Below are 24,311 nucleotides of genomic sequence, written 5' to 3'. Positions count from 1 at the left end.
ATTGCTCCATCAGACTTTCGTCCATTGTGGAAGATTCCCTACTGCTGCCTCCCGTAGGAGTCTGGGCCGTGTCTCAGTCCCAGTGTGGCCGATCACCCTCTCAGGTCGGCTACGCATCGTCGCCTTGGTAAGCCATTACCTTACCAACTAGCTAATGCGCCGCGGGCCCATCCTGCAGTGACAGCCGAAACCGTCTTTCAGAGCACGTCCATGCGGACGTACTGATTATTCGGTATTAGCCCCGGTTTCCCGGAGTTATCCCCATCTGCAGGGCAGGTTGCCCACGTGTTACTCACCCGTCCGCCGCTAAACTTATAGGAGCAAGCTCCTATAAGTTTCGCTCGACTTGCATGTATTAGGCATGCCGCCAGCGTTCGTCCTGAGCCAGGATCAAACTCTCCATAATATCTGACGTCCGATACATAGCGAATTGCGTCGTCAACTTCGTTTGTTCAGTCGGTCACGTACCCAAAAGTACGCTCCCTTCATCTCTCACTCGTTTCCTAGCACTTCACTACGTCTCGACCGCCAGCAGTTATTACAGAAGAAAATGATTGCTCATTTCTTGCTGACTTGAACCCGAAGGTTCGTTTTTCGCTTGAGTATAAATACTCTCGCGTGTATTTCTTGACGTTTTGCTGTTCAGTTTTCAAGGTTCAATATGACGCCTATTTTTAATCACTCTCGTAACGGCGACTTCTCTAATGTAACTCTAACATCTCAGGAAGTCAATAGTTATTTTCAAATGATTTCATTCGATTCTTTCGAATCATTTTTTCTTGCTTCAAGCGACAAACAATAGAATAACACAGTATCTGTTATTGTGTCAACACAATAATAAAAGACGACGTAAAGTCGCCTTGTTACTACAGTGCCTATATAGAAACTCTATAATCTCTATGAAAAATCTTTTCGTTTTTCGATTCGATTTCTACAACCTCTATACATCCTTTTTCGACGAGGAATTCAATAAACACTTCCAAATCAATCGAATACATTTTCAGTTCTTCATGTTCATGAAGCTCTTGTATTTTCCATTCTTTCTGTTTAGACATTACATTCATTATATGATCCGCACCATCTGTTGTCCGATTGTATATGAAAAACTCGCTTGCAAGGAAAAGAAGCTCCAACCTTTTCTCAATCGGTTCATCACTCGTAATTAATTCCTCGTATAACTTATAAATTGCCGGATCTATCTTTTTCACTTGAGACCAAACTGTCATCTCGGGAAAAAGCCCGTTCTCGATAACTGCAAGTCTGGCAAGGTGGTGCAATGATTCAACAACATGATTGTATGCGTCCATATAATCACCTTGCTCATAAAAAGTTTTACCTTCCATATATGATCTAACAAGCTTAGAGAATTCCAAGCCCATTTTTATTTTCTGTCCATGAAAAGGAAATTCAACTTTTAGATTTTCAATAAATTCATTTCTGTCAAAATAGACCTTGCCATTGAACAACCAATCTACCACCTTACGTCTAGATCCAAGTAGAAGCCATTTACGTAGTTGTTTCTCACTAATAGTATGCATTGCAGCTTTCCCTGAACTATCCACATAATGTTTTGTATGAATAGGCATTGTTTCGTCAGCAGTAATAATTAAGAGTATTGCATCAAAGGTATCCGTAACAGGATCCCCTTTCTCACGCTTTTCAACAAGAATAACACCGAGCGTTTCTGGAGAACTTGCTCGTTCTTGATAAATCGCCCTAAGCATTTGTTCCACTTGATCACCTCTTTCCTTGTATGTACTTTCGACGACTAGTCTATCAAATCCTTCAATCGAGCTCCATTTATAACGCGAAAAAGAAAATATATGCTATAGTAGTTGAGGATATATTAAGGAGGAACGCTACGTGAAACCATATAAAAACAAGATAAACCGCATACGCTCTTTCGCTCTTTCACTAATCTTTATTGGCGTAGTCATCATGTATCTCGGTATCTTCTTTAGAAAAAACGAGATTGTCATGCTTATATTTATGTTTCTTGGTGTACTTGCCATTATTGCAAGCACAGTTGTATACGCCTGGATTGGTTCACTCTCTACAAGAGCAGTACAAATAGTTTGTCCAAGTTGTGGGAAACAAACGAAAATGCTTGGGCGAGTCGACATGTGTGGACATTGCCGTGAACCTTTGACCTTAGATCCTACGCTTGAAGGCAAAGATTTTGATGTAGCATATAATCGACCACAAAAAACACAAGATGAAAATAAACCAAATTAATACTGAAAAAAATCCGGAACGCCTTCTTGAAGGCATTCCGGATTTTTAATTAGAGCTAGTTACTGCACTTACGCACGTTGGACATGTACCATACACTTCCATACGGTGTGTGTTTACTTTAAATCCAGTTACATGGGAGGCGAGATGTTCAACTTCGTCCAATCCCGGATAATGAAAATCAACAATCGTTCCACAATCATCACATATAATATGATAGTGATGGTGTGTCACAAAATCGAATCGACTTGAAGCGTCACCGTATGTGAGTTCTTTAATGAGTGAAGCACCTCGAAACACTCGAAGATTATTATAAACCGTTGCAACACTCATATTCGGAAATTCACTTGCAAGTGCTTTATATATTTCATCGGCCGTAGGGTGTGACTTGGTTGATACTAGATATTCTAAAATGGCATGTCTTTGGGGGGTAATTCGTACTCCCCTACTTTTCAACGTGTCCAGCGCGTCTTTCAATATCACTTCAGACATCGCTATGCACCTCAATTCATATTAATTATTACTTTGTAATCGTTACAATTAGTTTACTTAAAATTGAAGCCATATGTCAACTAAAGCGACGCGCCCATCATTGCCCTCTTTTAGTATCCCTGATCTAAGTCAACTAGATTTACTAAGTTCTTATCACCTTTAAGCCATATTTCCAAGTTATCACTAAATATATCTAGCGTTCTTTCAACATACTTACCAGACAAGCCTGATATATGTGGTGAAATTGTAATATTTTCAAGCGTCCATAACTTACTATCTTTCGAAAGCGGCTCAACCTCGAATACATCTAGGACTGCATGAGCAATCTTATTCCCCTCCAAAGCATCAAGAAGCACAGATTCACAAACTAGATCCCCTCGACCAAAGTTCATAAATACTGCTGTTTCTTTCATAGCGCTAAAAACATCTGCTGAAATAAGACCTTTCGTCTCCATAGTACTAGGAAGTACCGATACTACAATATCTGCTTCAGGAATCCGTTCAATCAATTCACCGAAAACAATTATTTCATCCATTGATGTACTTTTACGACCTGATCGATTACATCCTATCGTATGCACTCCAAATGCTTGCAATAACCTTCCTATTTCGGAACCAATCTCACCCGGCCCTAGGATGAGCGCTGTCGATCCTCTTAGTTCTGCTGAACGAATTTTATTTCCCCATACTTTCTCTTTTTGAGATTCATACATTTCATAGAGTGATCGACGAAGAGCTAGTATATGCGCAAGTACAGATTCTGCCATCGGTGTTTTATGAATACCACTTGCATTCGTCAGTAATATATCCCTATCCGCAATTTCAGAAAGCGGCATTTTATCGACGCCCGCTGACCCTACCATAATCCATTTAAGCTCTTTCGCTTTATCTAACAACTCTACATCTATGTCTGACCCATATGTAACTAACACTTCAGCAAAACTTGCTTCAATGCTTTCCCCTTTTTTTGTATAATGAATTGTCAGTTCTGGAAATCTTAACTTAAGTTCTTCTTTCAACACATCTTTAACATCAAATGTAAATAAGACTTCCATTTCCCAGTCCCCTTCTCAATTAGGAATTAGATAGTTCCTTTAAATTGGCTAACGCCTCTTCTATATGACCTTTCACCTTAACTTTACGCCATTCCTTTACAACCACACCTTTAGGATCAATCAAAAATGTCGACCTTTCTATCCCCATGAATTCCTTGCCAAACATTTTCTTTAATTTCCAAACACCGTATTGCTCAGATACGACGTGTTCTTCATCCACTAACAAAGAAAATGGCAACCCTTGCTTTTCAATAAATTTTTCATGTGATGCTGCATTATCCGGGCTAACTCCAAGAATAACGGCATTTAACTCACTAAAGTCTTCAAAGGCATCTCTAAAATCACATGCTTGAGTAGTACACCCTGGAGTTGCGTCTTTTGGATAAAAATAAAGAATGACATATTTTTCTCCAGCAAAGTCAGTTAGCGAAACCTCTTTACCTTTTTCATTGGTCAGTGTAAATTCAGGTGCTTTTTGTCCTTCAAGATTCGTCATTTAATAATCCCCTTTCAGATTCTTCAAACAGTTTCTATCCTTAATCCTACCCAATAAATGAGTATTATTCAATTTCTTTGGCGTATTGTTGCTGTATTGTTTACAATAGGTAGAGTAGTAAGTTGAACGGAGGAATATACATGGAAAGAACTAATTCAGAAAGAATTTATAATGAAGCATGCGAACATATCGTTGGGGGTGTTAATAGCCCTTCGCGCGGCTACCGTGCAGTCGGAGGTGGTTCCCCAACAGTTATGGAACGAGCAGAAGGAGCCTATTTCTGGGATGTTGACGGTAATAAATATATTGACTATTTAGCAGCATATGGTCCGATTATTACTGGTCACGCACATCCACATATTACTAAAGCTATCGTACAAGCCGCGGAAACCGGCGTGCTTTATGGAACACCTACAAAACATGAAGTGAAATTTGCGAAAATGCTAAAAGAAGCAATTCCCGCTATGGATAAAGTTCGCTTTGTCAACTCAGGTACTGAAGCTGTTATGACTACCATTCGAGTAGCAAGAGCATATACAGGTCGAACTAAAATCATGAAATTTGCTGGTTGTTATCACGGCCATTTCGATTTAGTGCTCGTTGCAGCAGGATCTGGTCCAGCTACTCTCGGAACACCAGACTCGGCAGGTGTATCAGCTGAAACGGCTAAAGAAGTAATTACAATTCCATTTAATGATCCTGCTGCTTTTAATGAAGCAATGGATAAATGGGGAGATGAAATTGCTTGCATTCTAATCGAACCAATCGTCGGTAACTTTGGTATCGTTGAGCCAAACAAAGGATTTTTAGAAAACGTACACGAACGCGCAGCTGAAAAAGGCGCACTTACAATTTACGATGAAGTCATTACCGCCTTTCGTTTCCACTACGGCGCTGCCCAAGATTTACTCGGATTCACACCTGACCTTACCGCAATGGGGAAAATTATTGGCGGTGGACTTCCTATTGGCGCGTATGGTGGTAAAAAAGAGATAATGGAACAAGTAGCACCCCTTGGACCTGCATACCAAGCCGGAACGATGGCTGGAAATCCAGCTTCTATGCTTTCTGGAATCGCATGTTTAGAAGTTCTTCAACAACCCGGCGTTTACGAAGAAATGGATCGCCTTGGATCCATTCTTGAAGAGGGTATTTTGGAGGCCGCCAACAAACATGGTATTACTTTAACAACAAACCGTCTTGGCGGAGCATTGACTTTGTTCTTCACTGACGTAAAAGTTGAGAATTACGAACAAGCAGAAGCGACAGACGGTGACGTATTCGCCAAGTTCTTTATGCTTATGCTTAAAAACGGCATCAACTTTGCCCCATCTAAATATGAAGCTTGGTTTTTGACAACAGCTCATACCGAAGAAGACATTCAAGAGACACTCAAAGCTGTCGATCGGTCATTTAAGGAACTATCAACTATTTAAGAGTGTTTTATTCAATTAGAAGCACTCAGAAAAAGAAAGGAAATATCGCATGGTACTTGGTGCTCGCATTGTTAAAACCGGCGTCGCGATTGTTTTGGCCTTATTCATAGCCCAATCATTAGGTCTTCCAAATCCAGTATTCGCTGGAATCGCCGCTATTTTCGCGATTCAACCGTCCATTTATCGTTCCTATTTAACAATCGTTGAACAAATTCAAGGAAACATAATTGGAGCAATCATTGCTATTTCTTTCGTTCTAATTTTCGGACACCAACTCGTTATTGTTGGTTTGGCTGCTGTTATCATCATCTTAATAATGGTTAAATTAGGCCTTGAAAAGTCTATTTCGATGGCACTTGTTATGATGATTGCAATTATGGAAATTAGGGGAGATGAATTTTTATCCTTTGCTTTACTCCGTTTCCTTACAATTGTTATCGGTGTTATGGCTTCGTTTTCAGTGAATTTGTTATTCGTACCACCCAAGTACGAATCGAAGTTGTTCCAATCGATTCATCAAGCACAAGACGAAATTATTCGGTGGACACGTTTAGCAGGCAGGCAGGCTTCAGAGCATATTGCAACTAAAAAGTCATTAACGAAACTGAAAGACAGACTTTCACAAATAGATCAGACCTTTCTCTTCTATAAAGAAGAACGTAGCTACTTCAAAAAAGCATCAAGAGAAAAAGCTAGAAAGCTAGTTGTTTATCGGCAAATGATTGCAACTTCAAGAAGCAGTTACGATGTGTTAAAAAGGCTCCATAAATTTGAGAATGAACTTACCGAGTTACCTGAACATTTTCGCATGATGATTCAAGAACGGCTTGATTCCCTTCTGACGTATCATGAACAACTACACCTCAAATTTGTAGGTAAACTTAAAGCAGAAAATATGGGGTTCGGCTTCGAGGAAGATTATTTGCAGCGCTTTGAAGTTATGGAAATCTTTATAAAAGAAATAACAGTAACGAAAGAAGAAGATGAAACATTTTCTACGTATCACTTATTACATGTTCTTTCAGCCATATTGAATTATGAAGAACAGCTTGAACACCTAGATTTACTAATCGTCTCCCTTCAAAGGCATCACAATTATGAAGTCAATTCGGAGCTAGAAGAAGAAATTTATTAAGGTGAACAGATGATATGTCACTAAGTGTAAAAAGCGTTCTCCCGTCAATTTTTACTGACGGAAGAACGCTTTTTTTATTAGCTTTTCATCTTAGGATCAAGTGCATCACGCAATCCATCCCCCATTAAGTTGAATCCGAGTACCGTTAACATGATCGCAAGACCCGGAAAAATCATTGTCCATGGAGCGCTTTGTAAATACTTCCTTGCATCAGCTAACATCTTTCCCCATTCCGGATCTGGCGCCTGTGCACCAAGACCAAGAAATCCAAGAGCAGCGGCTTCAAGTATTGCAGTAGCAACCGCCAACGTTCCTTGTACGATTACAGGAGCCATCGAATTCGGTAAAATATGAGAGAACAAAATTCGAGCATCTTTCATTCCAATACCTTTGGCTGCGGTTATATACTCATCTTCTTTGATACTTAACACTTTCGAACGAATAAGCCGGCCGAAATTCGGTATATTAATAATCGCAATAGCGATAAGCGCATTTCGTAAGGAAGGTCCAAGGACCGATACTACAGCAATCGCAAGTAGAATCGAAGGAAAAGCAAGCATAATATCAAAAATACGGGAAATAATCGCATCAACCCAACGCCCATAATATCCTGCAATAATTCCTAAAAGACTACCAACTACTGAAGAGCCAATAACTGCAAAGAATCCTACCCAAAGTGAAATACGTGCACCATGAATAATTCTGGAGAAAATATCTCTCCCAAGATCGTCCGTCCCAAACCAATACTCTGATGAAGGGGGCAATAAGCGATCAGACAATTCTTGGTCGTTAATGCCTTCTGGAGCAATAAGCGGTCCGAATAGAGCTAGAAGAACAAAGAAAAGAACAATAACTGCTCCTACAACCGCAATTTTACTCTTCTTAAATCCGTTCCAGGCTTCTCGCCAAGGTCCTGATACTTTGTCAATTTCCGCTTCATTCAGATCTTTTGGCTTTGCTGCAAAGTCTGACATACATGCTTCCCCCTTCCTTAATCATATTTAATCCTCGGGTCTATTAAGCTGTAGAGTAAATCGACAAATAAGTTTATCATGACGAAAATAAATGCGACCACAAGAATTCCTGACTGGATTACTGGATAATCACGGAAGTTTATAGCGTCATAAATGTATCTTCCGATTCCTGGCCAAGCAAAGATTGTTTCCGTCAAGATCGCTCCACCTAGAAGCATTCCCATTTGCAACCCAATAATCGTCAATACAGGTATAATTGCGTTTTTAAGAGCGTGCTTATAAACAACCCAGAACATTTTTTGACCTTTCGCTCTAGCAGTACGTATATAATCAGAACGCATTACTTCAAGCATACTTGAGCGCGTCATTCGTGCAATAATTGCCATCGGAATGGTTGCAAGTGCTAAACCAGGTAAAATTAAATGCTTAATTACTACCCATAACTGATCATAACGCCCTTGTAAAATTGTATCCAACACGTAAAAATTCGTAATTGATTGCACCGGATCCCTAACTTGTTCGCGGCCAGTCACTGGTAACCAAGAAAGCTCCAAAGCGAATACCCATTGCCCCATAAGACCAAGCCAAAAAATCGGCATAGATACACCAATTAACGCTAAAACCATTGCTGTGTAATCAAACCAAGAATTTTGAAACCAAGCCGAAACAATTCCCGCATTGATTCCTACTACAATGGCTATGATTATTGCGAAGAAAGCTAGTTCAGCAGTAGCCGCTAGATATGGCCACAGTTCATCAGCAACCGGTGTTCTAGTTCTCATTGACTCGCCTAAATCACCCGTTAATATATCACCCAGATACTTAAAATATTGGATATACCACGGATTATCTAATCCAAGTTTTGCTGATAAGGCTGCAACAGCCTCTGCTGTCGCCTGCTGACCTAGAATCATTTGTGCCGGATTACCCGGAATCGCTCGGATGATTAGAAATACGATAAATGTCATCCCAAGCAGGACAGGAATAAGCTGCAGCAATCTTTTCCCTATATAGCTGAGCATTTTCTTCACCTCTCCAACTCTTCTAATTATGTAATCGAATGAAAACCCAAAAGCGCAAGTGCCTGTCGAGGCTAGGCGCTGGAGACTAGATGAAAAAAAGAGGGAAATCAAACAGACTTCCCCTCTTCTATTATTTATTACTCAAAATCTACAGTAGATAACCAGTCAGACCCAGTAGGATGTGGTACAAATCCAGTTAGGTTTGCAGCTCCACCTAGAAGTGGTGTTGAGTGAGCAAGTGGAACCCACGGAGCTTCTTCATGAATAATTTCCTGAGCTTTTTTGTAGATTTCATTTCGCTTATCTTCGTCAACTTCAGTTTGAGCTTCAATCAATAAATCATGAAGTTCGTCATTCTCATAGTACGTATAGTTATTGCTTCCAATATTATCTTTGTCAAGAAGTACATAGATAAAGTTATCCGCATCACCGTTGTCACCAGTCCAACCTAACATGAATGCATCTGCCTCACCATTACTTGCTTTCTCAAGGTAAGTTGCCCATTCAAACTGAACGATTTTCGCATTAATTCCAACGTCTGCAAGGTTTTTCTGAATAACTTCTGCTACTTTACCGCCGTCTGGCATGTAAGGACGTGGAACCGGCATTGCCCATAGGTCCATGTCAAATCCATCGGCTAATCCAGCTTCAGCAAGAAGTTCTTTTGCTTTTTCAGGATCATATGGGTACTCTTCAATATCATCATTGTAGCCAGAAATTGAAGGTGGAATCGGGTTTTTCGCACTTACTGCGCGCCCTTCAAAAAATGCATCAATAATTGACTGCTTATCAATCGCGTAGTTCATTGCTTGACGTACTTCTTTTTTATCGAACGGAGGACGAGTTACTGTAAGTCCTAGATATCCAACGTTCATAGAAGGACGAACGAATAGCTGTAAATCGGCATTATCTTCAATTGTTACTCCATCAGATGGATCAATTCCATCCGCAAGGTCGATATCTCCAGCTAATAATTCATTAAGTCGTGCTGAGTTATCAGGAATAGATTTGAAAATAACTCGAGCTAGTTTCGGTAAACCTTCTTGCCAATAATCTTCGAAACGCTCAATTGTAATCGTTTCATTTGGACGCCACTCTACAAACTTGAATGGACCAGTACCAACCGGGTTGCTTCCCAGTTTGTCGCCAAATTCTTCAATTGCAGCAGGGCTAGCAATTGCGAACATATTCATTGCAAGATTCTTAAGGAATGGAGCCTGTGCACGTGTAAGTTTAAAGACAACTGTATAGTCACCATCTGCAGTTACAGATTCAATTACGCGTCCTTCATCGTCTTTAAATCCTCCGAACATCGAGCTGTAGTAAGGGAACATTTCTGCATCCCCATTTGCCCAGCGCTCAAAGTTATAGACAACAGCATCAGCATTAAAGTCTGTGCCATCATGGAATTTCACACCTTCACGAAGTGTGAATGTATACATCAATCCATCTTCAGTTGGCTCCCATGCAGTTGCAAGACCTTCTCCAACTGTTGTATCTCCCTCGCCGAATTCAACTAGCGTTTCGTAAAGGTTTTTCGTTACTTTAAATGACTCACCTTCAGTTACTCTTGAAGGATCCAAAGAAGTTGAATCCGCACCACGTCCGAAGACTAGTGTTTTATCACCTTTCGAACCATCCGCTTCTTCCTCTTCATCTGTTTCTTTATCCGTCGTTACCGGACTTTCTTTGTCGTCTTCTTTATCGCCTTCATCTCCACTGTCCTTAGAACAAGCTGCTAAAGCAGTTGACAATGCAAGTAGAAGAACTAATAAAAGTACCCAAAACTTACTTTTCTTCATACTGACCCCTCCATATCGTTTTTATATCATTGTTGCTTGTCACTATAAAGATGACAAGCAACAGAATGACCTTGGTTCATTTCCTGAAGCTTCGGAATTGAAGTAACACAAATATCCATCTTGTATGGACATCGTGTATGGAATGTGCACCCTGTTGGTGGATTTGCCGGATTCGGTATGTCTCCATCAAGCAATATTTCATTTTTCACAAAATCCGGATCAGGAACTGGGACCGCGGATAATAATGCTTGTGTATATGGATGTAATGGCTTTTCATATAAGTCTTCACTATTGGCTAGTTCAACAATTTTACCAAGATACATTACGCCTACTCGGTCACTAATATGACGAACGACTCCAAGATCATGTGCGATAAATATATACGTTAAATCAAACTCTTTCTGTAAATCTTGCATAAGATTAAGAACTTGAGCTTGAATAGACACATCTAAAGCTGAAACTGGTTCATCCGCAATTATTAACTTCGGATTTGTCATCAGTGCTCGGGCAATACCAATTCGTTGTCTTTGGCCTCCACTGAACTGATGTGGGTACCTTTTGGCATGGTATGCACTTAGTCCGACAATTTCTAAAAACTTATGCACCTTTTCTTTTCGTTCTTTGGCATTTTCTACACCATGAACAATTAATGGTTCGGACAAAATCTTTTCAATTGTATGCCGAGGATTTAAGGACGCGTAAGGGTCTTGAAATACCATCTGAATATCACTTCTAACCTTACGCATCTCCCTAGATGTAAGCGCTGTCAAATCTTTGCCATCAAATTCGACTTTACCTTCAGTTGGCTCGAGTAGTCTCATTAACATTCTACCGGTTGTTGATTTACCACACCCTGATTCGCCTACAATCCCAAGTGTTTCTCCTTTATTCACAAAAAATGATACATCATCCACTGCTTTTACTTGTCCCACTGTTCGAGCAAGCAAGCCCTTTTTAACCGGAAAATACTTTTTTAACCCTTCAACTTTCAACAACGGATTTGTCAAGCGACCCCACTCCTTTTTCACTGTACAAGAAACATCGCGTTTTATGGGCAGTTGACGTTTCGTATAACTCGGGATTTTCTTGGAGACAACGGTCGAATGCGAACTCGCAACGTGATGCAAATCTACATCCTTGCTTTATCGTTCCAGGCCTTGGTACATTTCCTGGTATCGAGTACAATCGATCTTTCTTTTGACGCATATCTGGTACCGATTGAATAAGCCCTTTGGTATAAGGGTGCTCTGGATTGTTAAATATTGTATGTGCTGATGCTTCTTCAATAATTTGACCTGCGTACATTACAACTACACGTTCACATGTCTCTGCAACAACACCCAAATCATGAGTGATAAGAATCACAGCGGTATTTAATCTTGTATTCAATTCTCTAATTAACTTTAAAATTTGGGCTTGAATTGTTACATCCAGTGCCGTTGTTGGTTCGTCCGCAATTAGAACTTTAGGATTACAAACGAGCGCCATTGCAATCATCACGCGTTGTCTCATTCCGCCGGATAGCTGATGTGGATAATCTTTCATCAAATCATCCGCTCTCGGAAGTCCAACTAGCTTAAGCATTTCAACAGCACGGGTAACAGCCTTCTTTTTTGACCAACCTTTTTCATGAATTCGAATCGCTTCCATCATTTGATTTCCAATAGTGAATAAAGGATTTAAAGACGTCATCGGCTCCTGAAAGATCATAGCAATCTCGTTCCCACGAATATGTCGCATTTGCTTCTCTGACATTTTCAGTAAGTCCTTGTCTTCATAGAGTATCTCTCCTCCAACAATCTTGCCTGGAGGATTTGGTACTAGTCCCATTATTGATAAAGAAGTCACACTTTTACCACAGCCTGACTCTCCAACAATTCCTAGGACTTCTCCTTCTTTCACATGAAAATCAATATGATCCACAGCTGGAATCTCCCCAGAATCCGTAAAAAAGGTAGTCTGTAAATCGTTTACCTGGAGAACAGTTTTTCTTTCATTCATCAGATCACCTTTTTCTAAACACATATTATATTTGGATATGTTTAATCTATTAACTCTAGTATAATGAATGTTTTCTTAATTACAACAGTATTTAGAAAATTTATGAAACCAGATGTCAAAAAAGTACTACACCATTTAAAGGCTGTAGTACTTTTCGTTACTTTCTTATCTTCCCAGTTGTTGCACTTGAAACAGATTAAAGTAAATTCCTTCTTTATCCATTAACTCATCGTGTGTGCCTTGCTCTTTAACTTCTCCCGAATCAATGACGAAAATCGTATTTGCATGTGTGATTGTTGATAATCTATGAGCAACAATTAACGTTGTACGGTCACTCGCCAGTCTTTCAAGTGAATCTTGGATAAGTGATTCGCTTTCTAGGTCAAGTGCAGATGTTGCTTCATCTAATATAAGTAGGGGCGGATTTTTCAAGAACACACGAGCGATAGCTATTCGTTGCTTCTGCCCACCCGATAACTTCACGCCGCGTTCTCCAACTTTTGTATCGTAACCTAACGGCAATCCTTCAATAAATTCATGAGCATTTGCTGCTTTGGCTGCACTGATAACTTCTTCATCCGTTGCTCCTGGTTTCCCCATTAATATATTGCTTTTCACTGAGTCGCTAAAAAGAATACTGTCTTGCATAACAATTCCTATTTGATCCCGAACAGATTTTGTTTGAACCTTCCGAATATCATGTCCATCGATCCGAATCTCCCCACTTGTCACGTCATAAAACCTTGGTATAAGGCTTACAATTGTGGACTTCCCACCGCCGCTCATTCCAACAAATGCAACGGTATTCCCGGGTTCAATCGCAATGTCGATTTCCTTTAATACAATGTCTCCGCCTTTTTCATAGGAGAAGCTCACTTTATCAAATTCAATTTTCCCATCAATAGGTGGAAGTTGTTTTGCACCTTCTACATCCGTAATATCATATTTCTCTTCAATTAATTCAAATACCCGATCCATTGAAGCAAATGCTTGGGTCAATGTCGTGGAAGAATTCACCAATCTACGAAGAGGACCATACAGTCGATCAATAAACGCAATAAAAGCCACCATTGTTCCGACTGAAAGCGGTCCATTGATTACTTGATAACCCGCATACACAATAACTAAAAGCGGTGCGACGTCAGTAATTGTATTAACAACGGCAAAGGCTTTCGCATTCCATCTAGTATGATCAAGGGCCTTATTAAGGAAGTCGTCGTTTGTTTCATCAAATAATTTTTGTTCTTCTTTCTCAATTGAAAAACTTTTAATCACACTGATTCCCGCAACACGTTCATGTAAATAACTTTGAACATTTGCAAGTGCTTGTGATCGTTTGCGAGTAAGTACTCTCAGTTTGCCAAAGAAATATTTGACGCTAAACGCATAGAAGGGAAATGCGATTAATGTCACTAGTGTCAGTTTTACATCCATTGACAACATTATACCTATAGCAATTAAAATGGTTGCTAGGTCTAACCAAACGTTCATTAAACCTATCATGACGAAGTTTTTGGTTTGCTCAACATCATTAATAACTCGTGAAATAACTTCTCCCGCACGTGTATTCGAATAATACCTTAAACTTAACTTTTGCAAATGTGAATACAGTTCTTGTCGAATATCATAGAGTATTTTGTTGCTCACATATTGCGCATAGTATTGTCGATAATATTCCACTGGGGGGCGAATAATGAAGAATATTAGGACTGTTCCCCCTACCCAATAAAATAGTTGCCTTGTCATCTCCTCATTGGTTAATACCGGAGAACCGATAATATCGTCAATGACTACCTTAATTAAAATTGGGATAAACAATGGAATGGCAAACTTAATAATACCGATGAAAAGTGTAAATAGTATTTGCCAGTTGTACGGCTTTACAAAACGTAAATAACGTTTAATGCTATCGCCCATCTGAATTTCCTCCTGATATGAAAGAGCCCGCCGAATTTCGGCAAGGCTCTCTTAAGTGTTATTTCGTAATTGTTTATTGAACTCATACCGCTGAGTCCAGACGTCTATAAAATCAGATGCAAATGGACCTCTTCGTTGCTTAATCCAACTCAATAGACGGTCCAAGTTATTATGTAATATCTGATCAATAACTTGAGGATAGTTCATTTGCTTTTTATGAACTGCATACTCATCCTCGTCGAGTATCATATAACTCATATCAGGAAAAACTTTCACATCAAGGTCATAATCAATATATTTTAGTGATTTGTTATCATAGACAAACGGTGAGCTCATATTCACGTAATAATAAACCCCGTCTTCCCGCAACATACATATGATATTAAACCAATGTTCCGCATGAAAATAACAAATGGAAGGTTCACGAGTTAACCAAGTACGACCATCCGCTTCGGTTACAAGCGTTCGTTCGTTTGCTCCGATTACAATATTTCGTGTTCCTTTTAGCACCATTGTTTCCTGCCAAACGCGATGAATATGACCATTGTGTTTGTAACTATGTACTTGAATCGTTTCCCCTTCTGAAGGAATCGCCATTTAAATCCCACCTTTATAATGCCCTAAAATTTCTTTCGCAGCTTCGTTTCGGATAAGTATTAATAATTCTACCATTATACCAACATTTCACATAAAGTTGAAAGTAATCCGGTTTAAAACCTACATTCACTGTTTAATGCCTTAGATGAATAATCCACATATTTTAAAGGGATTTTAGTTAAAGTAAATATAAAAATCGACGGAAGCCTTGTGCTCCCGTCGACCGGCGATGTTAATCCTCTTACCCAGAACCATTTTAGTATTGATTTGTATTTTTTTGTGAAGCTTGTTGCTTGTTTGCTTCAGCTTTTTGAATTTGTTTCTTCACCTGATTCACATCAGTTTCAGATCCAAACTCCTCGTACATTTGGTTTTGGCCCTGTGACTGCTGTGCAGATTGTTGGTTTTGCTTTCGTACCTGATTCACATCAGTTTCGGATGCAAATTCCTGGCCCATTTGGTTCTGGTTCTTTTTTTGATAAGGGTTTTGACTCTTCATGGATTATCACCTCCGTGCTCATTAACATGTGCACAGAACTGACCTTTCATTCATGGTAAGTTTTACATTAAAATAGAACGACCGCCATCAACGATTATTGTTTGCCCTCGAATCATATTTGAATCGTCCGAAATGAGAAACATAGCAGCCTTTACCATGTCGCTTATTTCTACCATACGTCCCGCTGGAGTATTCACTCTTGCATCCTCAAGAAGCTCTTCGCGATTGGCAAAATGTTTCAATGCTTCCGTATCAAGCGCTCCTCCAGAAACCGTATTGACGGCAATCCCTTTCGGTGCCAACTCAACCGCCAAATAACGCGTAATGGATTCGATGGCAGCTTTTGATACACCCACAGTCGTATAATTCTCCAAATAACGAATGGAGCCTAATGAGCTTACACCGATAATTTTTCCACCATCATTCATTAATTTTGCAGCCTCTTGAGCACCGAACAACATCGCTTTGGCATTTATATTCATCGTCCAGTCCCAGTGGTTTTCTTCCAGTTCCATTATCGGGCGCAAGACACCGGATGCAGCATTTGAAACAAATACATCTAAACATCCAAACTCTTCTTTTACTTGTTCAAACATCGCACGAAGTTTTTTCACGTCTCCAACATTCGCTTTTATCATTAGCGCTTTTCTTCCTAGCGCCTCGATTTCTTTCACTGTTTCCTCCGCTGCCGATCTACTACGCGCGTAGTTCACAACAATATCGTACCCATTTTTTGCAAGTTCAATTGCTAGTGCTTTTCCTAACCCTCTAGAACTTCCTGTGACCATCGCCACTTTAGTAGTTGTCATTTTTTAATTCCTCCCAAATTTTTAGAACTGGTACAGGCTTAGGTAATGCCTCCACTTCTTCTTTTGTAAAATATTGAAAACCTTTAGGTATCTTTTCTGCATTTTTTAATCGTGCGCGATAGCTTTTTAACTCCCATGTAATATGAGAAAATAAATGTTTAAAAGTAACGAGTTCAACGTTTTTTTCTAATTCACTTCCAAATTGGTTAGCAAATGCATCTATCGGGTCGATTTCACTCGTTAGTTCAACCATTGGAAATTCCCAAAGATTTGCGAGTAACCCTTTTTCAGGACGTTTTCCAAGCAACCATTTTCCTTCAGCATTAGAAATAGCAAAGGACATCACCGAAACCGTTCTCTTTTTCACTTTCTTTGTTTTAACAGGAAGTTCTTCTTGCCTACCTTCATGAAATGCAGAACAAAATTCACGTACTGGGCAAAGTAAACATTTAGGTCTTGGCGTACAAATCGTCGCGCCAAGTTCCATCAGCCCTTGATTAAATGACGATGGATCGCTTGGATCTATTAGTTCCATAACAACCTCTTCAAATACTTTTCGCGTTCGCGCAATTGAAATGTCCTCTTCAATTAATAATAACCTTGAGATTACTCTCATCACGTTTCCATCTACAGCGTGCTCTGAAACTCCAAAAGCGATACTTAATATTGCACCCGCTGTATATGGACCTACCCCTTTTAACGTTGAAATTTCTTGTCGATTTGAGGGGACTTCACTCCCGTAACTCTCGACAACTTCCCTTACACCCGCTTGTAAATTTCGAACCCTAGAATAATACCCCAGACCTTCCCACATTTTCAATAAATCGTTTTCCTCGGCATCCGCAAGTGTTTCCATTGTTGGATATTTCGAGATAAATCGTTCATAATAGGGAACAACGGTATCGACCCGAGTTTGTTGTAACATTACTTCTGAAATCCATATGTAGTAAGGATTCGATGTTTTTCGCCAAGGTAAATCTCTCTTCTCTTCTTTGTACCAAGAAATGAGAGCATCTCTAAAATCAACTTTTTCTTCAAGTATTTGCATAATTGTCTCCAGTTCTTTAATGCTTACTCCTAGACCTATAAGGGTATAGATAAGTGAGTAGTTAACTAAAATTCGAATTGCACCTTAGCAAAAGGAGCTGATTTTTTTGGATACAGGAACACATATTGTTATGGGCGTTGCACTGGGAGGACTTACAATGATAGACCCAGTAGTTCTAGCAGAACCCACGACAATGACCGCCGTATTAACAGGGGTTATTATTGGTTCGTTAATCCCGGACGTGGATACGGTTTTAAAACTTAGAAATAACGCGATTTACATACGCCACCATCGAGGAATTACTCATTCCATTCCGGCCGTAATTTTATGGCCCATTCTCATTTCACTTGTGTTGTACTTCTTAATGCCCGGAGCAAATTTACTTCACTTGTGGGCTTGGACGTTCCTAGCCGTATTTTTACATGTGTTTGTCGATATTTTTAACGCGTATGGCACGCAGGCTTTACGACCATTTTCACATCAGTGGGTCGCCTTAGGGGTCATTAATACATTTGACCCCATAATATTCGCACTACATGTTGTGGCGCTAACGATTTGGACAATGGGTGCAGATCCAGTTGTTACAATGATAACAACATATATAATAATCTTCTTTTATTATTTATTGCGCTTTGCAATCAAAGCTGCCGTTAAACAAGCTGTATATAATACTGTTCCTAATGCAGAGGAGATTTATATTGCTCCTACAATCCGATTTTTCCAGTGGAGAATCGCTGCGTCCACCAAAGAATGCCACTACGTTGGCCGTGCTTATGGCCGATCTGTTAACATTTACGATCGTTTCGAAAGAAACTCCATGCCGATAACACCAGCAGTCGAAGTCGCAATGAAAGATAAAAACATGGAAGCTTTCACATCTTTCTCACCTATTTATAGATGGAGTATTACAGAAATAGAAAATATAAGTGAAATCCGCTTAATCGATTTACGCTATCGCAGTAAAGGGTATTATCCGTTTGTCGCAGTCGCTCATGTCGACTCTGAATTAAATGTGATTAACTCATATACTGGTTGGATATTTTCAGAAGACAAGCTCAATAAGAAATTGAATTTTATTCCGAATTCCTGATATGGCTATGGATAGTTCGATTCTATCCTAGCCATTCCTTTTCATTTACCGATTTTAACCGACTTCAGCATAGATATTGGCAACGCTTCTTCGGCTTTTGTGCCACCCAGTCTGTAGCCCCAAGCGAAGCGTCCCTTTAAGTAGTCAACTTGAAAAAACATTCCTTCGTCTCCATCAATTCGATAGATTTCTCCCGGTATGATTGACTTTGGATCTACCAAGTAAGCTTGTGCCATCATTACTTTTCGTTGATACACCGCATATTCATTTATTATGCCCAATTGCTCTGCTTTAATTGCTTTTTCACGTAACCTGCCGATTTCTGCTCGCAACTCATTTTCATTCATCTCAGAATACTTTTTGTCAATCGTCATTTTCTTCATTCTCCTTTTTCTCAATAAAATCATCTATACGATCAAAAGGAATCCCTTTTTGATACATGGCCTGTTTCACACGATTCAGTCGATCTCTTCCAGTAAACCTAGAGCTATAAAGTCGCCAAGCCTTTTCACCAATGGTCGAAGTAATTTCTTCCCATTCATCATCTTCTCTTTCAAAATCTATATCCGCCATCGCTTGTTTGATAATGTCATAGGAGTACCCTTTTCTCAGCAATGCATTTTGAATTCGTTGTTGAAGTTGCCTGGGCGATGAAGAACGATTCGATGAAGCTGTCTTTTCTGCAAGTTTTCTTGCGACTTCAACTTGTTCTTCTTCTGAATATGAATCCAACACTTCTTTTTGCAATTCTTTTCCAATCCCCTTCTTTTGAAGTTCTTGTTGAATTGCCCTTGGTCCTCTACCTGACGTTCGTTTTTGAGTTTGAAGAAGTGCTTCAGAAAAGTTTTCATCATCAAGAAAACCTAATTTGCGTAGTTTGACGATTGCTTCAAGAACGACCGCCTCACCGTGGCCGGCATCAAGTAATTTCGTTTTCACTTCAAACTCGCTTCGCATTCTAAAGCCGAGAAAATGGAGTCCACGGTTAAAGGCCTTACTTACTTCATCTTCATAAACCATTTCATCTATGGACCAATCTTCTAGGGTCATTCCCTTTGTAAGTCCAAATTTCACAAGAACGGTCTCATGCACACTATAGGCATATTTCTCATCAAGGAATATATTATACCGTTCGCTATCTTTCTTTTGTTGTGTTATTTTGGTGATAACTGGCACATTTACTCCCCCTAACTTTCTATTAGTATACATGTTCTAACGTTTCAATTCAGCTTTATGCATTCATTAACTGGAGGTGCAATTATGAAAATAGCTATTACAGGCGGTTCAGGTTTTGTCGGTTCTATATTAACAAACGTTCTTTTAGAAGCAGGTCACGATATTGTTATATTGTCGCGAAGAGCAAAATCAGATGTTGGAAAGGTTTCTTATGTGAAATGGCTTGGTGACGGAGACTCTCCAGAAGAGGAATTATTAGGCGTTGAAGCATTCATTAATCTAGCTGGGGTTTCGATAAACGATGGTCGATGGACGGACGAACATCAAAAAAAGATTTACGAGAGTCGAATGACTGCGACTGACGAATTGCTACGCATTATCGATGCGCTTCCTTCGAATCCTTCTGTTTTAATTAACGCCAGCGCGATTGGTATTTATCCAGCGTCTGAAACCGCTGTTTACACAGAGCAATCCCTAGAGGTTGCCAACGACTTTCTTGCTCGCACTGTGCATGATTGGGAAAAGAAAGCAACTACAGCTCAAAAGAATGGGACACGTGTCGTATGTACACGATTTGGTGTCGTGCTTGGCAAGGATGAAGGGGCACTTCCACTTATGGTGTTGCCTTATAAATTATTTGTTGGCGGGACAGTTGGTTCAGGTCAGCAATGGCTATCTTGGGTTCATGTTGAAGATGTCGCCCGAGGAATTGCTTTCGTTCTAGAAAACTCCAATGTTGAAGGACCTGTAAATTTAACATCTCCTTTTCCAAAACGTATGAAATATTTTGGAAAAACTATTGGCACCGCCTTACATCGACCTCACTGGTTTCCAGTCCCTTCGTTTATGATGAAGTTAGCCCTCGGCAAAAAAAGTGCTCTCGTTCTTGAAGGTCAACATGTTTTACCTCAGGTGTTAATCGAAAATGGCTTTGAATTTAAATTTCCTTCTTTAGAATCTGCATTGGAAAATTTGTTCTCGAACTCTAAGGAATAAATTTATGTATATTACGCATCCTACCTAAAAAGGAAGGGTGCATTTTTTATGGCGATACAGCACTGGAAAGGTATTTTATTAGCAAGTGTTATTGTCGTATCTGGAGTTTTGCTGAATCCATTTACTGCGGGAGCTGAAGAATTTCATTGGGGTTTTAAAAAAGCAACAGGTGGTGAACCTCCAGTTGCGGGCGGTTCCTTCGATTCATTACTGGATAAGTACGGAGCAATTTATAAAGGCAAACCCGACGAAAAGATTGTTTATTTAACCTTTGATAATGGCTACGAAAATGGGTTTACTGAATCCATTCTAGATACATTAAAACAAGAAGAAGCACCAGCAACTTTTTTTCTGACTGGTCACTACTTAACAAGTGCAACACCACTTGTTAAACGCATGATCGCAGATGGGCATGGTATTGGCAATCATTCCTATGATCACCCGAACATGGCAAATTTATCCGAAAGCGCGATTGAAGAAGAATGGACTCGGTTCGATAATAAACTAAAAGAATTAACTGGAGTAGAACGTACAATATATGCCAGACCGCCGAAAGGGATTTTTAATGAAAAACTTCTTGCGACTGGAAACAAACTTGGATATAGACATATCTTTTGGTCTGTCGCATTCATTGATTGGTATGCTGACAAGCCACGTGGCCGTGACTTCGCCTACAACGAATTGATGAATCAATTGCATCCTGGCGCAGTAATTTTAATGCATACAGTTGCTTCGGATAACTCGGAAGCACTCCCTTCCTTCATACAAGATGCCAAAAAGGCGGGGTATTCTTTCCGCTCACTAGATGATCTTGTCATGGAATATGAAAATGTCGATACATTCTTAAGATGAAAACCAATCTTACAATACATTAACTCTTATAAAATCATAAAAAAGCGGCCATATAATTGGACGCTTTTTTAGAACTCCCTTATTTATATAAACCCTGTATAATCTCTTAATAGGGAGGTGTTACATATGGAATTTAAAATGATGGATAATGGGTTTAAAACCGAGACCGAATTTGGATCCCTTATTGTTTCAGGAGATGATCAGTATGGTTTCAGACCATATCAACTGCTAGTCTCTTCACTTGCGGTATGTAGTGGGGGTGTACTTCGGAACATACTTGAAAAAATGCGTATTCCTGCCGAAGATATATTCATTCAAGTAAAAGAAGTTAGTCGGAATGAGGCCATTGCAAATAGACTTGAAAAAGTACATTTACACTTTATTATTAAGGGCCCGAAAATAACCGAAGCAAAAATGGAGAAGGCAATGGAATTAACTCGAAAAAATTGTTCAATGGTGCAATCGGTCCTCAACTCTATAGAAGTTGTCGACTCGTTTGAAATTAAATAAACAAAAAAGGCTCAGTCCATATCTGGTTTTCAGATTACGGCTGAGCCTTTTACATATGAAATGAATCTTCGTTATCAATTTCCATAAGTCGTAGTCGTCTTTTAGGTATCATCAACCACAAAGACTTTTACGGATCCCCTCCTCTTCCCTCGGATTCGATTCGTCTATACACTACGCCCTCCCTTGCTGATTGATTAATTGAATCATAACACATAGATTGTGTATTGTAAATATTCTAACTTCATAATTAATTAAATAATTCTAAAGAACTATATACCTTATTTCAAATCAACCTTCATTGCTTCATGCCTTTCTGTTGTTACTGCATTAATTTGACCACCGAGCATTAAAATGATTCCGGAAAAGTAGAGCCACATCATCAAGACAATAATCGCACCTATACTACCATATGTGCTGGAATAGCTTGCAAAGTTCCCAACATAGTACGAGAAACCTAACGATGTTAATATCCATCCTACTGTAGAAAATATAGCTCCTGGTAAAACACTTATGAAACGTAATTTCAAATTAGGAACAAGCCAGTAAATAACCGAAAAAGCCATAAAGATTAATGCAGGCGGCAGTATCCAACGTAATTGGTTCCACAGTTGAAGGAAATTATTTTCTAAACCTAGGTAAGAGAATACTAGAACACCTATTTGTTGACCGAATATAGGTAAAGTAAGCGCCACTACTAAAACAGCAATAAGAACAACCGTAAATACTACTGACATCAGTCTCGATACTAAAAACGAACGTGTTTCTTCTGTAAAATAAGAGAGATTTAATGCTTTTGATAGGGCATTCATTCCTTTGGATGCTGACCAAATTGTCGCAAGTGCGCCGATTGATAAAAGGCCACCATTTCGGTCACTTAATACTTCTCCTAACGTACTCTCAATAAGCAATGACACACTAAGCGGTGCATACTCTCTAATAAAAATAAAGAGCTGTCCTTCATCTAAGTTTAAATATGGAAGTAGCGTTATTAAAAATATGAGTAGCGGAAACAAAGATAACAGGAAAAAGAAAGCTAATTGTGATGCTAATCCCGTAACATCTACCTTCTTGATTCGCGTAATCAATTCCTTAAGAAACCCACTTTTCGTTGTCACGTCAAACTGATTGACTTCGCTGTCTTTTACATCATCAAAGAATTTAACGATAGCCAAGTTATTAACAAATCCACTTATTTCTTTTTTCTTTATTTGCACTTCAGAAATCTTTTCACCTTCCGTTTCAGGAGTTTTATGTATTTTTTTCTTCAATTTTTCTTAACCCCTTTCACAGCAACTTCTCTATTTATTGGTTTTTATTCACAAGTGTAGAATAATCATCTTTTGCCTCTACAAAAGCTTCTTTTGTCTCTACAACTAACTCTTTCACTTGTGGCGTAAGTAATCTTAATTCATCAACCTTACCTTTAATATAGGTAGCATCTTCAGTAAATTGTTCTACTATTGTTTGAATTTGTTCTTTTTTGTCCATAGCCCTAGACTTTAAGATTTCTGGATTTCTTGAATAATAACGAGTTTTAGACATACCATCCTTAAGCTGTTTTGCAACTTGCTCTCTTGTGCTACGATCGAGCATACTAACTAAACCACCTGTAATTGCTCCTACTAAAACAAATTGACCGAATTTATTTTTCCCCACATAAATTACCTCCTACTTGACCATTTTCCCATATTTTATTTATACCCTTAAATCATACAATAAAAACCGAATATTAACGAATTATTATAATAACTACTGCATGAAGTAATTCCATTTATCGTTAGAGAAGGTATATTCACTTTATCTAAAAGATAGAACTTTTCCTGAAAATAAGTGTATTTAAATAAACATTTCATTCATTTCTGTTTGACACTATTCGTATTTAATGAAATGATAAGTCAGAAACTAATGAAAGGCGGATACCAACTATGGATTTAACAAAACCCTCAGAGGAAAATGTTATGTATATGATTGAACATATGAAAGAAAAACTTCGCATGGTCAATGTCGATGCGATGAGAGCGGAGAACTTCAATACAGACAAGTATGAAGATCTTCACTTCATGTATAACATGGTAATGAAACGTCAGCATATCAGCTCTAACGAAATGGAAGCAATTGTAGCTGAGCTTGGCTCACTTAGAAAGTAGCAATATGTATTGAAAAACAAAAAAA

The 24,311-nt window shown here is 39.1% G+C and carries 26 protein-coding genes and 1 rRNA gene (1 of these 27 cut by a window edge); 8 read left to right on the top strand and 19 right to left on the bottom strand.

The genetic code is table 11. The features are described from left to right. Both ACXYMX_RS10450 and ACXYMX_RS10445 read right to left on the bottom strand, forming a co-directional pair. Window positions 1-406: ribosomal RNA gene (locus ACXYMX_RS10450) — 16S ribosomal RNA — on the bottom strand; it reaches 1,060 nt to the left of the window's first position. A 469-nt stretch (window positions 407-875) separates the two neighbouring features. Beyond that, a complete protein-coding gene (locus tag ACXYMX_RS10445; protein ID WP_459044177.1) occupies window positions 876-1,733 on the bottom strand; it encodes a nucleotidyltransferase-like protein in 858 nt (285 codons plus the stop codon). Window positions 1,734-1,863: 130 nt separating this feature from the next. Here ACXYMX_RS10445 and ACXYMX_RS10440 point away from each other — a divergent pair, with 130 nt between their 5' ends. After that, on the top strand, window positions 1,864-2,235 hold the full coding sequence (locus ACXYMX_RS10440) for a YgzB family protein (protein ID WP_459044176.1): 372 nt from the start codon (window positions 1,864-1,866) through the stop codon (window positions 2,233-2,235). A gap of 45 nt (window positions 2,236-2,280) precedes the next feature. On the opposite strand, the gene perR is transcribed toward ACXYMX_RS10440, so the two are convergent. The 3 genes from perR to bcp form a co-directional block, all read right to left on the bottom strand. Beyond that, window positions 2,281-2,724, bottom strand: coding sequence for a peroxide-responsive transcriptional repressor PerR (gene perR / locus ACXYMX_RS10435; protein WP_459044175.1), 444 nt, complete (start codon window positions 2,722-2,724; stop codon window positions 2,281-2,283). A 110-nt stretch (window positions 2,725-2,834) separates the two neighbouring features. After that, window positions 2,835-3,779 carry a D-2-hydroxyacid dehydrogenase gene (locus ACXYMX_RS10430; protein WP_459044174.1) on the bottom strand — a complete coding sequence of 315 codons (945 nt, stop codon included), beginning with the start codon at window positions 3,777-3,779 and terminating at the stop codon, window positions 2,835-2,837. Between the two features lie 19 nt (window positions 3,780-3,798). Next, window positions 3,799-4,275, bottom strand: a complete 477-nt coding sequence (gene bcp, locus ACXYMX_RS10425; RefSeq protein WP_459044173.1) for a thioredoxin-dependent thiol peroxidase — start codon at window positions 4,273-4,275, stop codon at window positions 3,799-3,801. Window positions 4,276-4,415: 140 nt separating this feature from the next. Here bcp and ACXYMX_RS10420 point away from each other — a divergent pair, with 140 nt between their 5' ends. Further along, entirely contained in the window at window positions 4,416-5,711 is a 1,296-nt protein-coding gene (locus ACXYMX_RS10420; RefSeq protein ID WP_459044172.1) for a glutamate-1-semialdehyde 2,1-aminomutase, read from the top strand. Window positions 5,712-5,760: 49 nt separating this feature from the next. Next, on the top strand, window positions 5,761-6,846 hold the full coding sequence (locus tag ACXYMX_RS10415; RefSeq protein ID WP_459044171.1) for an FUSC family protein: 1,086 nt from the start codon (window positions 5,761-5,763) through the stop codon (window positions 6,844-6,846). A 77-nt stretch (window positions 6,847-6,923) separates the two neighbouring features. On the opposite strand, the gene nikC is transcribed toward ACXYMX_RS10415, so the two are convergent. The 10 genes from nikC to mutY form a co-directional block, all read right to left on the bottom strand. Continuing rightward, entirely contained in the window at window positions 6,924-7,820 is an 897-nt protein-coding gene (gene nikC, locus ACXYMX_RS10410; protein ID WP_459044170.1) for a nickel transporter permease, read from the bottom strand. Between the two features lie 17 nt (window positions 7,821-7,837). After that, window positions 7,838-8,842: an ABC transporter permease gene (locus tag ACXYMX_RS10405; protein WP_459044179.1), complete on the bottom strand. Its 1,005-nt coding sequence runs from the start codon at window positions 8,840-8,842 to the stop codon at window positions 7,838-7,840. Window positions 8,843-8,979: 137 nt separating this feature from the next. Next, the gene (locus ACXYMX_RS10400) at window positions 8,980-10,644 is read right to left on the bottom strand and encodes an ABC transporter substrate-binding protein (RefSeq protein ID WP_459044169.1); all 1,665 of its coding nucleotides are present in this window, start codon (window positions 10,642-10,644) and stop codon (window positions 8,980-8,982) included. A 26-nt stretch (window positions 10,645-10,670) separates the two neighbouring features. Continuing rightward, complete coding sequence (locus ACXYMX_RS10395) at window positions 10,671-11,651, bottom strand: ABC transporter ATP-binding protein (protein WP_459044168.1); 981 nt, start codon at window positions 11,649-11,651, stop codon at window positions 10,671-10,673. After that, window positions 11,626-12,645 (bottom strand): ABC transporter ATP-binding protein, encoded by a 1,020-nt coding sequence (locus ACXYMX_RS10390; protein WP_459044167.1) that lies wholly within the window; start codon window positions 12,643-12,645, stop codon window positions 11,626-11,628. Before ACXYMX_RS10390 ends, ACXYMX_RS10395 begins: the two co-directional genes overlap by 26 nt. A gap of 165 nt (window positions 12,646-12,810) precedes the next feature. Continuing rightward, a complete protein-coding gene (locus tag ACXYMX_RS10385) occupies window positions 12,811-14,562 on the bottom strand; it encodes an ABC transporter ATP-binding protein (RefSeq protein WP_459044166.1) in 1,752 nt (583 codons plus the stop codon). Between the two features lie 51 nt (window positions 14,563-14,613). Beyond that, the gene (gene ntdP / locus ACXYMX_RS10380; RefSeq protein WP_459044165.1) at window positions 14,614-15,159 is read right to left on the bottom strand and encodes a nucleoside tri-diphosphate phosphatase; all 546 of its coding nucleotides are present in this window, start codon (window positions 15,157-15,159) and stop codon (window positions 14,614-14,616) included. 256 nt (window positions 15,160-15,415) lie between these two features. Beyond that, window positions 15,416-15,658 (bottom strand): gamma-type small acid-soluble spore protein, encoded by a 243-nt coding sequence (locus ACXYMX_RS10375; protein ID WP_459044164.1) that lies wholly within the window; start codon window positions 15,656-15,658, stop codon window positions 15,416-15,418. 62 nt (window positions 15,659-15,720) lie between these two features. Continuing rightward, window positions 15,721-16,467 carry an enoyl-[acyl-carrier-protein] reductase FabL gene (fabL, locus tag ACXYMX_RS10370; RefSeq protein WP_459044163.1) on the bottom strand — a complete coding sequence of 249 codons (747 nt, stop codon included), beginning with the start codon at window positions 16,465-16,467 and terminating at the stop codon, window positions 15,721-15,723. After that, on the bottom strand, window positions 16,454-17,515 hold the full coding sequence (gene mutY, locus ACXYMX_RS10365; RefSeq protein ID WP_459044162.1) for an A/G-specific adenine glycosylase: 1,062 nt from the start codon (window positions 17,513-17,515) through the stop codon (window positions 16,454-16,456). The genes fabL and mutY overlap by 14 nt, the downstream gene beginning before the upstream one ends. 106 nt (window positions 17,516-17,621) lie before the next feature. On the opposite strand from mutY, the gene ACXYMX_RS10360 reads away from it, so the two are divergent. After that, complete coding sequence (locus ACXYMX_RS10360) at window positions 17,622-18,605, top strand: metal-dependent hydrolase (protein WP_459044161.1); 984 nt, start codon at window positions 17,622-17,624, stop codon at window positions 18,603-18,605. 41 nt (window positions 18,606-18,646) lie between these two features. On the opposite strand, the gene ACXYMX_RS10355 is transcribed toward ACXYMX_RS10360, so the two are convergent. After that, window positions 18,647-18,979, bottom strand: a complete 333-nt coding sequence (locus ACXYMX_RS10355; RefSeq protein ID WP_459044160.1) for a YfhH family protein — start codon at window positions 18,977-18,979, stop codon at window positions 18,647-18,649. Further along, on the bottom strand, window positions 18,969-19,781 hold the full coding sequence (recX, locus tag ACXYMX_RS10350) for a recombination regulator RecX (protein ID WP_459044159.1): 813 nt from the start codon (window positions 19,779-19,781) through the stop codon (window positions 18,969-18,971). Before recX ends, ACXYMX_RS10355 begins: the two co-directional genes overlap by 11 nt. A gap of 84 nt (window positions 19,782-19,865) precedes the next feature. Between recX and ACXYMX_RS10345 the strand changes: the two genes are divergently transcribed. The 3 genes from ACXYMX_RS10345 to ACXYMX_RS10335 all read left to right on the top strand — a co-directional run bounded on the left by ACXYMX_RS10345 (window position 19,866) and on the right by ACXYMX_RS10335 (window position 22,139). Then, window positions 19,866-20,777 carry a TIGR01777 family oxidoreductase gene (locus ACXYMX_RS10345; RefSeq protein ID WP_459044158.1) on the top strand — a complete coding sequence of 304 codons (912 nt, stop codon included), beginning with the start codon at window positions 19,866-19,868 and terminating at the stop codon, window positions 20,775-20,777. Between the two features lie 48 nt (window positions 20,778-20,825). Further along, window positions 20,826-21,629 carry a polysaccharide deacetylase family protein gene (locus ACXYMX_RS10340; RefSeq protein ID WP_459044157.1) on the top strand — a complete coding sequence of 268 codons (804 nt, stop codon included), beginning with the start codon at window positions 20,826-20,828 and terminating at the stop codon, window positions 21,627-21,629. Window positions 21,630-21,755: 126 nt separating this feature from the next. Next, window positions 21,756-22,139 carry an OsmC family protein gene (locus ACXYMX_RS10335; protein ID WP_459044156.1) on the top strand — a complete coding sequence of 128 codons (384 nt, stop codon included), beginning with the start codon at window positions 21,756-21,758 and terminating at the stop codon, window positions 22,137-22,139. Window positions 22,140-22,417: 278 nt separating this feature from the next. Here ACXYMX_RS10335 and ACXYMX_RS10330 read toward each other — a convergent pair whose 3' ends face one another. After that, window positions 22,418-23,407 carry a YihY/virulence factor BrkB family protein gene (locus ACXYMX_RS10330; RefSeq protein ID WP_459044155.1) on the bottom strand — a complete coding sequence of 330 codons (990 nt, stop codon included), beginning with the start codon at window positions 23,405-23,407 and terminating at the stop codon, window positions 22,418-22,420. A gap of 34 nt (window positions 23,408-23,441) precedes the next feature. Further along, entirely contained in the window at window positions 23,442-23,795 is a 354-nt protein-coding gene (locus ACXYMX_RS10325) for a YtxH domain-containing protein (protein ID WP_459044154.1), read from the bottom strand. 269 nt (window positions 23,796-24,064) lie between these two features. On the opposite strand from ACXYMX_RS10325, the gene ACXYMX_RS10320 reads away from it, so the two are divergent. Next, a complete protein-coding gene (locus ACXYMX_RS10320; RefSeq protein WP_459044153.1) occupies window positions 24,065-24,286 on the top strand; it encodes a DUF1128 domain-containing protein in 222 nt (73 codons plus the stop codon). The last annotated feature ends 25 nt before the right edge of the window (window positions 24,287-24,311 follow it).

The sequence above is a fragment of the Sporosarcina sp. CAU 1771 genome (assembly GCF_054482775.1).
Note: the sequence above shows the minus strand (reverse complement) of the source record. Positions and strands in the feature narration are given on the sequence as shown.

Bases quoted from the DNA above. Each gene is read 5' to 3' on its own strand.
- perR (WP_459044175.1), bottom strand. From the start codon at position 2,724: ATGTCTGAAGTGATATTGAAAGACGCGCTGGACACGTTGAAAAGTAGG.
- ACXYMX_RS10430 (WP_459044174.1), bottom strand. From the start codon at position 3,779: ATGGAAGTCTTATTTACATTTGATGTTAAAGATGTGTTGAAAGAAGAA.
- bcp (WP_459044173.1), bottom strand. From the start codon at position 4,275: ATGACGAATCTTGAAGGACAAAAAGCACCTGAATTTACACTGACCAAT.
- ACXYMX_RS10420 (WP_459044172.1), top strand. From the start codon at position 4,416: ATGGAAAGAACTAATTCAGAAAGAATTTATAATGAAGCATGCGAACAT.
- ACXYMX_RS10415 (WP_459044171.1), top strand. From the start codon at position 5,761: ATGGTACTTGGTGCTCGCATTGTTAAAACCGGCGTCGCGATTGTTTTG.
- nikC (WP_459044170.1), bottom strand. From the start codon at position 7,820: ATGTCAGACTTTGCAGCAAAGCCAAAAGATCTGAATGAAGCGGAAATT.
- ACXYMX_RS10405 (WP_459044179.1), bottom strand. From the start codon at position 8,842: ATGCTCAGCTATATAGGGAAAAGATTGCTGCAGCTTATTCCTGTCCTG.
- ACXYMX_RS10400 (WP_459044169.1), bottom strand. From the start codon at position 10,644: ATGAAGAAAAGTAAGTTTTGGGTACTTTTATTAGTTCTTCTACTTGCA.
- ACXYMX_RS10390 (WP_459044167.1), bottom strand. From the start codon at position 12,645: ATGAATGAAAGAAAAACTGTTCTCCAGGTAAACGATTTACAGACTACC.
- ACXYMX_RS10385 (WP_459044166.1), bottom strand. From the start codon at position 14,562: ATGGGCGATAGCATTAAACGTTATTTACGTTTTGTAAAGCCGTACAAC.
- ntdP (WP_459044165.1), bottom strand. From the start codon at position 15,159: ATGGCGATTCCTTCAGAAGGGGAAACGATTCAAGTACATAGTTACAAA.
- ACXYMX_RS10375 (WP_459044164.1), bottom strand. From the start codon at position 15,658: ATGAAGAGTCAAAACCCTTATCAAAAAAAGAACCAGAACCAAATGGGC.
- fabL (WP_459044163.1), bottom strand. From the start codon at position 16,467: ATGACAACTACTAAAGTGGCGATGGTCACAGGAAGTTCTAGAGGGTTA.
- mutY (WP_459044162.1), bottom strand. From the start codon at position 17,515: ATGCAAATACTTGAAGAAAAAGTTGATTTTAGAGATGCTCTCATTTCT.
- ACXYMX_RS10355 (WP_459044160.1), bottom strand. From the start codon at position 18,979: ATGACGATTGACAAAAAGTATTCTGAGATGAATGAAAATGAGTTGCGA.
- ACXYMX_RS10345 (WP_459044158.1), top strand. From the start codon at position 19,866: ATGAAAATAGCTATTACAGGCGGTTCAGGTTTTGTCGGTTCTATATTA.
- ACXYMX_RS10340 (WP_459044157.1), top strand. From the start codon at position 20,826: ATGGCGATACAGCACTGGAAAGGTATTTTATTAGCAAGTGTTATTGTC.
- ACXYMX_RS10335 (WP_459044156.1), top strand. From the start codon at position 21,756: ATGGAATTTAAAATGATGGATAATGGGTTTAAAACCGAGACCGAATTT.
- ACXYMX_RS10320 (WP_459044153.1), top strand. From the start codon at position 24,065: ATGGATTTAACAAAACCCTCAGAGGAAAATGTTATGTATATGATTGAA.